The sequence below is a fragment of the Sulfurimonas sp. NWX79 genome (genome assembly GCF_039667035.1).
GTDB lineage: Bacteria > Campylobacterota > Campylobacteria > Campylobacterales > Sulfurimonadaceae > Sulfurimonas > Sulfurimonas indica.
Genome location: NZ_JALCZL010000004.1, coordinates 113,607 through 122,733 on the forward strand (window position 1 = coordinate 113,607; position 9,127 = coordinate 122,733).

Genomic DNA, 9,127 nt, shown 5'->3' on the forward strand with positions numbered 1-9,127 from the left:
AAAACCCCAAAGGACTCCAATGAACAAGCACTTAAAGCAACTAATTGATCTCTCTATTGTAGATAAAGAGATAGATGCGTTTGAGCCTCAAATCGAAGAAGCAAACTCAAAATATGAAGCAGCACTTGCAAAAAACAAGAGTATTGAGTCAGATATTGAAAATTTAACGAATGAAATTAAAGAAGAAGAAGTAAAAAAAGCAAAAAATGAATTGCACCTTGCAGAACTTTCTGCCAAACTTGAAGAGAATGCAAAAAAATCATCAGAAGTAAAAACTGAACGTGAGATGAAATCACTTCAACTCGAGGAAGAAATTGCAAAAGAGCAAATCACTTTTGCAAATGAAGAGATTGAGAGACTTGAGAAGATCATCGAAGCAAAAAAAGAGCAGATTGCAGCAGCACAGGCTTCATTAGAAGAATTTAGTACTTCTTTAGAGAGTGTAAAAGCTGATGTTGATGCAAAACTTGAGGCAATTAACAAAGAACGTCAAGAAGTTTTCAAGAAAAAAGAGAAACTTTTAGCAGACATCAACCAAAAAGGTCTTGCTTTTTATCAAAAAATCCGTAGATGGGCAAAAAATACAACAGTAGTACCTGTAGAGGACCAGGCTTGTATGGGTTGTCATATGCTTATCGGCGATAAAGTATATTCAGATGTAATCAAAGGTGAAGATATTACAACATGCCCACATTGTGGACGTATTCTTTACGTGAAAGCTGACGAAGAGTAGGCTTTGGGCCTCTTTAGCCTTTTTTACTTTCTTTTAAGTGCAGTGCTTTTTATCATAGCGCTGCCGCTTCTAATACTGCTTACTTTTAAAAAAAAGTACAGAGAATCAATTCCTGCAAGATTTTTTCTTTTTAGAAACCCTCCTTTTAAGAGCCGTGATGCTTTATGGTTTCATGTCTGTTCACTTGGTGAAGCAAGAGCACTCGGGCCGATTGTAAAAGAGCTAGATGGTGTAAAAACCCTTATTTCGACAATTACGCATACAGGACATGAAGAAGCAAAAAAATATGATGCTGAGGTACGCTATCTCCCTTATGAGATATACCTACCTTTTTGGATTAAAAGAGAGAGAGTGCTCATTGTTCTGGAAGCTGAGTTTTGGTATATGCTTTTTCAGGTGGCATTTGCCAAAGGAGCAAAGATCATACTTTTAAATGCCCGTATCTCAGATAAGAGCGTTGATAAATATATGAAGTTTGCATGGTTCTACAAAAGACTGCTTAGTCGTGTAGATATTGTTTATGCACAAAGTGAAGTCGATAAGAACAGATTTTTAGCCTTGGGTGTCAAACATATTGAAGTTATCGGTAATATTAAACTTGCAGGTGAGATTAAAAAAACAAAGAGTTACACAAAACCAAAAGGTAGTGAGCTTATTGTTGCAGGCAGTACACATCCTGATGAAGAAGCAGCAGTACTGAATGCTTTTGTGGAGTATAAAAAAGCCAACCCTCACGCAAAACTTATCATCGTGCCACGACATCCGGAGCGTTTTGGAACTGTTTATGAGCTTATGCAAAGATTTGCCAAAGAAGAAGGTATGACTCTTGAGAAGTTCTCACAGACAACAGCACTTGAGAGTGATATGGTTTTAGTCGATATGATGGGTGAACTAAATAATATCTATGCCATCAGTGACATAGCAGTTTTAGGCGGAGCATTTCGAGATGATGTCGGTGGACATAATCCGCTTGAGCCTGCTTTTTTTGGGTGTAAGATTATTACAGGAAAGCATTTTTTTCACCAAAAAGAGCTTTTTAAGTATGTGCACCATGTGCAGTACGCTGAAACAGATGAAATTAAAGAAGCATTACAAAATGCAAAAGAGCTCCCACCTTCAATGGTAGAAGAGCAGATAAACTTAGAACCGGTGGTTCGAAAAATTCGTGATTATATGAGCTAAGAGCACCAAGGGTGCGTGGGCTTTCTGCCGAAGAAAACCAAGCGTTAGTGTAGTCAAAGGAATTACTTCCTTTGGCGTAGAAAAAGGGAAAAAAGGTTCCCTTGAATTTTTGAAAAAAATTAAAGGAATATAAAATAATGGCAACAGAAAAAGCATATAAATTATTGGCAATTCAGGAGGCTATTTCAAACTCTCAGGCAAAATCTATGATAGACAGAGGACTTGTCTATGTAGGAAATAAAAAAGTGATGATAGCCCGAGGGGAGATTGATGAGCGAACAGTTTTTCGTGTAGAAAAAGTTGAAAAAGCGAAACCTATCTTTGAAAACAGTGATATCATTGTTATTGATAAACCTGCTTATGTCAATTCAGATGAGATTGAGCGTCAGTTTAAAGGAGCACGCCTGCTACACAGACTTGACCGTGAGACAAGCGGTGTTTTGATGCTTGTAAAAAATGAAGAGTTCAGAGAGCGTGCTATCAAAGAGTTTGCACAGGACAAGGTTTATAAGGAGTATATTGCATGGGTTGAGGGTATTATGACCGAGGCAATTGAAGTTGACAAGCCAATCCTCACGCAGAAAAAAAATAATCGTGCCACATCAAATGTCTCTCCAAAAGGAAAACCGGCAAAAAGTGAATTCTTTCCAGATATTGTCAGTGCTAAAAAGACAAAAGTAAAAGTTATTATCCATCATGGTCGTACACACCAGATTCGTGTTCATGCAAGATACATAGAACATCCGATAGTCGGTGATGAGCAGTATGGTGGGCGCCGTGCAAAACGTGTGATGCTACATGCTCATAAAGTAAGATTACTTGGAATGGAATTTGTCGCACCGGAACCGAAATCTTTTAAAACTTTTGAATAAAAAAAGTTTATGATAAATTAATTATCTTACACTACAATAAAAAGATTTTCATCATCTGGGAAATGCTATGTCATTTAGAGTAAAACTATTTTTTATATTTTTAATGTATGGTTTACTGCTAGCTATTGCTGCACAGATTCTTATGATGAAAATCAATAAAGAGGTTGTCAGACAGGACAGCTTAAAAAAAGCTGCATTGTATGCAGAAGAGATACAAAAAGATTTTCAACAAAACCTTAAAGCTTCACAGAGAAAACTAAAAGCTATTCGAGAGTCGAAGATTTTTCAGAAAAACTTTCAAGAAAATAGAATCCGCAAATGCTCAGAATTACTTTTTTTAGATATCGCAAAAACATCTTCAGATATTATGCAACTGCGATATATTGATAAGAACGGAAATGAAGTTATACGTGTTGAGCGAAACAATCCCCGGCAAGAAGCATATATCATTGATAGAAAATATTTACAAAACAAGGCACAAAGGTACTATTTCAAAGAGCTTATGCAACTTCGGGATGGAGAGTACTGGTATTCAAAACTTGATCTCAATGTAGAACATGGCAAGATAGAGGAACCTTTAAAGCCTGTAATTCGTATCGGGACACCATACTATTATAAAGGTGAAAGAAAAGGAATTTTGATTATTAATGTTTTTGTGAACGATTTTTTACACTCATTAGTTGAGAGTGATATTTATAATGTTTTTTTAATTGATAAAGATAATTATATGTTAGTCAATACACAGCATAAAAACGAATGGAGCAGATATCTTGATAAAGAGAATGGGAAAAATCTGGAGAGCCTTTTAGATGTAAAAAGTGAGAATTCTTATATACTCAATCTTAAGATTACAAACAACGAAGGATTAAAAATAATTCTTGTCCCAAAAGAGAATTATATTGCAGCAGAAGTGAAGGAAAACTTCTATCAATTTTTATGGGTTGTACTTATTGTACTTATTCTCTCTTTACCTCTTTCATATTTTATGTCAATCCTGCCAGCGAAATTAAAGTCAAAAGTGGATGCTTTAAATAAAGAGCTTGAAAATGAAGCCAAAGATAAAGATATTTTACTTTCTTTATTTGATTTAAGTGATGCTGTGCTTTTTAAGTGGAATAATGATGAAAAATGGAGTGTCAGCTTTGTATCAAAGAGTGTTGAGAATTTATTAGAGTATTCTCAGAATGATTTTGCTTCAAATAAAGTTGCATATATAAACTGTATTCATAGTAGTGATATTGCAAGAGTAGAACAAGAAGTGCAAGCAGCAATCAAAGTAGAAGCCTATTTTTTCACACATGAACCATACAGGATAGTTACTAAAAATAAAAAGATCAAATGGATCCTTGACAATACAGTTATCGTAAGAGATGAAAATGGTGAGATTATTAATTTTGTAGGTTATTTAACAGATGTTACAGAGCTGAAAGAAAAAGAGTTCGAGTTGGAAAATCTGGCAAGAATTGATCAGTTGACAAAAATAAACAATCGTCTCTATCTTGATGAGATACTGATGAAGCAGTATTATCGATTTAACAGACACTCTGAAGAGTGTAGTATTATTCTTGTAGACATAGATTACTTCAAAACAGTGAATGATGAATATGGACATTTAGTAGGTGATAAGGTCCTTGTCGAGTTTGCTGCATTGTTACAAAAATCAATTCGTAAAGATGATATAGTCGGACGATGGGGTGGTGAAGAGTTTTTAATCATTTTACCACATACCTATCTTGATAAAGCAGCCTTTTTAGCTGAAAAGCTCTGTAAAATCATAGCAGAGCATGAGTTTAATGTTATAGGGCATAAAACAGCATCTTTTGGTGTAGCTACATTTGTACATGGAATGAGCGTTGAACAGTGTGTAGATATGGCTGATGATGCTCTCTATGAAGCAAAAGAGGGCGGTCGTAATATGGTAAAAGTAGCAAAGCAAGCATAAAGCAAAAATAAGATAATATTGCGTACTTTTTACAGGAGCTTATATGTTTTCTACATTAACAGATTCATTTACAAATGCAATAAAAAAGATTCGTTTTCACGATGATGAAAAAGCACTCTCTAAAGCATTAAATGAGTTAAAAAAGAACTTACTCAAAGCAGATGTAAACCATAAAGTTGTTAAAGAACTTATTCGCAGTGTTGAGCTTGAAACAAAAAAAGCAGGTATTGGAAAAGACCAATTCTTAGAAGCACTTCGTAAAACACTTCATGAACTTTTAGATGTTGGTGGAAATAAAGGTTTTGTTTTTGCTCCAAATCCTCCGACTGTTATTTTAATGACAGGTCTGCAGGGTTCTGGTAAAACAACAACGACAGGTAAACTGGCAACATATTTGAAAAATAAGGGTAAAAAAGTTCTTATCGTTGCAGCCGACCTACAGCGTTTGGCGGCAGTTGAGCAGCTTCGTCAAATCACACAGCAGATAGAAGTAGAACTCTATGAAGATGAGGCAACGAAAAATCCTGTTGAGGTAGTCAAAGCTGCACTTGAATATGCAAACTCAAAAATCTTTGATGTAGTTCTCATAGATACTGCTGGACGTTTAGCTATTGATGATGAACTGATGCAAGAGCTGCAAGCTGTTAAAGAAGTAGCACAACCAGATGAAATTTTTTATGTAGCAGACTCATTAACTGGTCAAGATGCTGTGAGAACTGCAACAACATTTAAAGAAAAAATCGGAATCGATGGAGTAATCCTTTCAAAGTATGATGGTGATGCAAAAGGTGGGGTTGCACTTGGTCTTTCATCGCAGGTAAAAGTGCCACTTCGCTTTATCGGTATGGGTGAGAAGATGGAAGATTTGGAAGTATTCTTACCTGAGCGTATCGTAAATCGTCTTATGGGCTTTGGAGATATTGAAGGACTAGCAGAGAAAACTGCTAACGTAATCGATGAGAAACAAGCGAAAAAACTTACTAAAAAGATTCAAAAAGGAAAATTCAACTTTAATGATTTTTTAGAACAGATGGAGCAGATGAAAAAGATGGGCTCTATGAGCTCTATTATGGGTATGATTCCAGGAATGGGAAATATGTCCAAAGCGATTAAAGACTTCGACCTTGAAAACTCTAAAGAGTTAAGTAACATTAAGGCGATGGTTGCGTCTATGACACCAAAAGAGAGAGAAAACCCTGAGCTTTTAAATAACTCACGCAAACAGAGAATTGCAAAAGGTTGTGGACTTGATGTTGTTGAGATAAATCGTATGATTAAGCAGTTTAAAAATGCTGGGAAAATGGCAAAGAAATTCTCAGGTAAAAATGGCATGAAACAATTGCAGTCTATGATGGGACAGATGGGTGGAGGCCCTGGCGGGCTAGGTGGTCTGCCAAGATAGTTGCTTTTTTAAAAAAGTTCAGCTATAATTCCACCGAAATTAAAATCTTCTTAAACAATACCTCTGTGATAAGAAGATTCTTAGCCTGTTTTACTGGTTAAATGTGTACATCCAACTATAGAGATGGTAAGAGGGAAGCAAATTATTTTATAAATTTTAATTTATACTACAGTTACACCTTCCTCCCCTCTTCTTTATAATGTACAGACTTAACCAGTAAATAGGTAAAAATATAAAACAGGAAATTAAATGACAGTAATTAGACTTACTCGTATGGGAAGAAAGAAAAGACCATTTTACCGTATCGCGGTAACAGATAGCCGTAAACGTAGAGATGGTGGTTGGATTGAGCTTATTGGATACTACAACCCAATGACTAAAGAGCTTAAAGTAGATAATGAAAGAGTTGATTACTGGTTAGGCGTTGGTGCTAAAATGAGTGATCGCGTTAAAAAGATAACTGGTCGTTAATCATGATTGCTGATTTTGTCGCACAATTTGCAAGACTGATAGCATCAAATCCTGATGATATAAGAGTTGAAGTTCAAGAGGGCGACGAAATAACAGAGATAGTTCTCTATGCCAATCAGGCAGATATTGGTAAACTGATTGGGAAGAGTGGTAAGATGATTGGTGCCATTAAAACAGTTATCTCTGGCTGTAAAGCTAAAGATGGTGTGAGTTACCGCATAAATGTCGAACCAGTCTAGAGAGCCCCTGCTTCATATCGCAACGCTCGGCAAAACTGTCGGGATCAAAGGTGATATGAAGTTGCATATTAAGTCAGATTTTCCAGAACAGTTTAAAACTGGAGCATCATTTCTTATAAACAAAAAAGAGAAAATCACTTTGAGTGATGTTAATCTTGATCGTGGACTTGTGAAGATAAACAATATTACAAATCCAGAAGATGCTAAAAAGTTTACAAATGCGAAACTTTTTACAACTTACGAAGAGACAAGAAAAAACTGTCACTTGAATGAGGGTGAGTACTTCTTTTTTGACTTAGAAGATTGTGATGTGTATGAAAATGGAAAATTACTTGGCCGTGTTAAAGAGGTCGAGAGAATTAATGTTACAAATTATTTGAGTATTGTAACAGATGCATCTTTAGTAGAAGATGGTTTACCAAAGAGCTTTTTAGTTCCTTTTATAGAGCCGTTTAAAGTTGCTGTAGATATTGAAGCAAAACGTATCGAGTTACGTGGCGCTATGGATATACTAGAAGCATCATAGAGATGAAGTATACATTTGTTACACTTTTTCCTAACCTGATTGAGGGTTATTTTAAAGACTCGATTTTAAAGCGTGCAATCGAGAAGGGTGTTTTGGAGATTGATTATCTTAATCCCCGAGATTACTCAAAGAACAAGCACTTTAAAGTTGATGATACAGCAGTTGGAGGTGGTGCTGGGATGGTAATGAATCCCCAACCACTTTTTGACGCACTTGATGATTTGAAACAAAAAGATGAGGATGTTCATATCATCTTCTTAACTCCCGTTGCCAAACGTTTTATGCAAAATGATGCAAAACGTTTAGCAAAAAAGTCTCATATAGTGTTTGTGAGTGGACGTTATGAGGGGATTGATGAGAGAGTTATTGAAAAGTATGCCGATGAAGTCTATTCTATCGGAGATTACATATTAACAGGAGGCGAGCTTGCTTCTTTGGTGATATGTGATGCAACAAGTAGAAATATAGACGGAGTTCTTGGAAATGCTGAGTCTTTAGAGATTGAGAGTTTTGAGACGCCACTTCTTGAAGCACCCAGCTTTTCAAAACCACAAAACTATGAAGGTTTAAGTGTTCCATCAGAATACTTAAAGGGAAATCATAGTAAAATTCGCTCACTAAAACTAGCCTTATCTGAATGTAAGACCAAGTTCTTCAGACCAGAACAGCTAATAAAATATAATTGCACTACTGCACTGGATACTCTAAAAAAGAGAACCAAGCGTTAGCGTAAAGAGAAAAATGAAGTTTTTCTTCATTTTATAAAATAAAATTAAGGACTTATCTTATGAGAAATAAGTACATAGAAAACTTTGAAAAAGCACAAATCGCTGAGAAAAACATTCCTGATTTTCGTGCTGGTGATACTGTTCGTTTAGCAGTAACAATTAAAGAGGGTGACAAAACTCGTGTACAAAATTACGAGGGTGTTTGTATCGCTAAACGTGGTCAAGGTACTGGTCAAACTATTACAGTACGTAAAATTGGTGCAAACGGTGTTGGTATCGAGAGAATCTTCCCAATTTACTCTGACTCAATCAACGAGATTAAAGTTATTCGTCGCGGTCGTGTTCGTCGTGCAAAACTTTTCTATCTTCGTGGACTTGCAGGTAAAAAAGCACGTATTAAAGAGCTTAGAAGAAAATAATTCTTCTAACTCTCCCCTTCTTCAACTTTCTAATTTCCTTTTAATAAAACTTTCAATAATAATACTTTTTTATAACGCCCATTCAACAATCAAGTGCGACAATCTGATTTTTATAGTGTAGTTTTGAGTCGTCAATCCATTGTGCAATTTTACCAAAGAATACCTCATATGGAGTTTTATAGTTTAGGACTTTTCTAGGTCTATGATTTAACCTTTCCTGTATATCAATAATTTGTCTGTTACATATGATAGTTTTGGTGATAGGGAAGTACACAAGTATTATGCAGTATTTTCCTATGATGATGTGCCAAATTTTTCAGAAGCAACTTTTATTGAAATTAATGCCTAGAATTTAATAAAACATTAAGTTATTTTTCTCTATAATTCCCATCCACAAACGGAGACACTTCGAGTTGAAGAGTCGAGAGATTCAGAAGTTTGAGATCATTGAAAACTAAGCAAGTAAGAGACTGAGAAATAACGAATCAGTTATCTTATTTAGAAATAACTAATATAACAACAAAAACAACCGTCTATTCTATTTGAGACCATAGCAATATGGTTTCCCAATAGTAATAGATAACTATACAAAGCCAATGATTTTTAAATCTTG

At 35.4% G+C, this 9,127-nt stretch carries 10 protein-coding genes; all 10 read left to right on the forward strand.

All coding sequences use genetic code 11. The annotated features are described in order from the left end of the window. The first annotated feature begins 19 nt into the window (after nt 1–19). The 10 genes from MNY27_RS03275 (at nt 20) to rplS (ending at nt 8,514) form a co-directional block, all read left to right on the forward strand. On the forward strand, nt 20–733 hold the full coding sequence (locus MNY27_RS03275) for a C4-type zinc ribbon domain-containing protein (RefSeq protein WP_152183420.1): 714 nt from the start codon (nt 20–22) through the stop codon (nt 731–733). A 3-nt stretch (nt 734–736) separates the two neighbouring features. Then, entirely contained in the window at nt 737–1,915 is a 1,179-nt protein-coding gene (gene waaA, locus MNY27_RS03280; RefSeq protein WP_152183421.1) for a lipid IV(A) 3-deoxy-D-manno-octulosonic acid transferase, read from the forward strand. A 137-nt stretch (nt 1,916–2,052) separates the two neighbouring features. Then, nucleotides 2,053–2,787 carry an RNA pseudouridine synthase gene (locus MNY27_RS03285; RefSeq protein WP_152183422.1) on the forward strand — a complete coding sequence of 245 codons (735 nt, stop codon included), beginning with the start codon at nt 2,053–2,055 and terminating at the stop codon, nt 2,785–2,787. Between the two features lie 67 nt (nt 2,788–2,854). Beyond that, on the forward strand, nt 2,855–4,729 hold the full coding sequence (locus MNY27_RS03290; protein ID WP_246153809.1) for a sensor domain-containing diguanylate cyclase: 1,875 nt from the start codon (nt 2,855–2,857) through the stop codon (nt 4,727–4,729). Between the two features lie 43 nt (nt 4,730–4,772). After that, nucleotides 4,773–6,131, forward strand: coding sequence for a signal recognition particle protein (ffh, locus tag MNY27_RS03295; RefSeq protein WP_152183423.1), 1,359 nt, complete (start codon nt 4,773–4,775; stop codon nt 6,129–6,131). A gap of 249 nt (nt 6,132–6,380) precedes the next feature. Then, the gene (rpsP, locus tag MNY27_RS03300) at nt 6,381–6,602 is read left to right on the forward strand and encodes a 30S ribosomal protein S16 (RefSeq protein ID WP_152183424.1); all 222 of its coding nucleotides are present in this window, start codon (nt 6,381–6,383) and stop codon (nt 6,600–6,602) included. Nucleotides 6,603–6,604: 2 nt separating this feature from the next. Next, nucleotides 6,605–6,841, forward strand: a complete 237-nt coding sequence (locus MNY27_RS03305) for a KH domain-containing protein (RefSeq protein WP_152183425.1) — start codon at nt 6,605–6,607, stop codon at nt 6,839–6,841. After that, entirely contained in the window at nt 6,825–7,367 is a 543-nt protein-coding gene (rimM, locus tag MNY27_RS03310; protein ID WP_152183426.1) for a ribosome maturation factor RimM, read from the forward strand. Before MNY27_RS03305 ends, rimM begins: the two co-directional genes overlap by 17 nt. A gap of 2 nt (nt 7,368–7,369) precedes the next feature. After that, the gene (trmD, locus tag MNY27_RS03315) at nt 7,370–8,095 is read left to right on the forward strand and encodes a tRNA (guanosine(37)-N1)-methyltransferase TrmD (RefSeq protein ID WP_152183427.1); all 726 of its coding nucleotides are present in this window, start codon (nt 7,370–7,372) and stop codon (nt 8,093–8,095) included. A gap of 59 nt (nt 8,096–8,154) precedes the next feature. Then, the gene (rplS, locus tag MNY27_RS03320) at nt 8,155–8,514 is read left to right on the forward strand and encodes a 50S ribosomal protein L19 (RefSeq protein WP_152183428.1); all 360 of its coding nucleotides are present in this window, start codon (nt 8,155–8,157) and stop codon (nt 8,512–8,514) included. Nucleotides 8,515–9,127 lie beyond the last annotated feature (613 nt).

Coding starts and splice junctions, on each gene's coding strand:
- MNY27_RS03275 (WP_152183420.1), top strand. CDS start 20: ATGAACAAGCACTTAAAGCAACTAATTGATCTCTCTATTGTAGATAAA.
- MNY27_RS03290 (WP_246153809.1), top strand. CDS start 2,855: ATGTCATTTAGAGTAAAACTATTTTTTATATTTTTAATGTATGGTTTA.
- rimM (WP_152183426.1), top strand. CDS start 6,825: ATGTCGAACCAGTCTAGAGAGCCCCTGCTTCATATCGCAACGCTCGGC.
- MNY27_RS03305 (WP_152183425.1), top strand. CDS start 6,605: ATGATTGCTGATTTTGTCGCACAATTTGCAAGACTGATAGCATCAAAT.
- trmD (WP_152183427.1), top strand. CDS start 7,370: ATGAAGTATACATTTGTTACACTTTTTCCTAACCTGATTGAGGGTTAT.
- MNY27_RS03285 (WP_152183422.1), top strand. CDS start 2,053: ATGGCAACAGAAAAAGCATATAAATTATTGGCAATTCAGGAGGCTATT.
- rplS (WP_152183428.1), top strand. CDS start 8,155: ATGAGAAATAAGTACATAGAAAACTTTGAAAAAGCACAAATCGCTGAG.
- ffh (WP_152183423.1), top strand. CDS start 4,773: ATGTTTTCTACATTAACAGATTCATTTACAAATGCAATAAAAAAGATT.
- rpsP (WP_152183424.1), top strand. CDS start 6,381: ATGACAGTAATTAGACTTACTCGTATGGGAAGAAAGAAAAGACCATTT.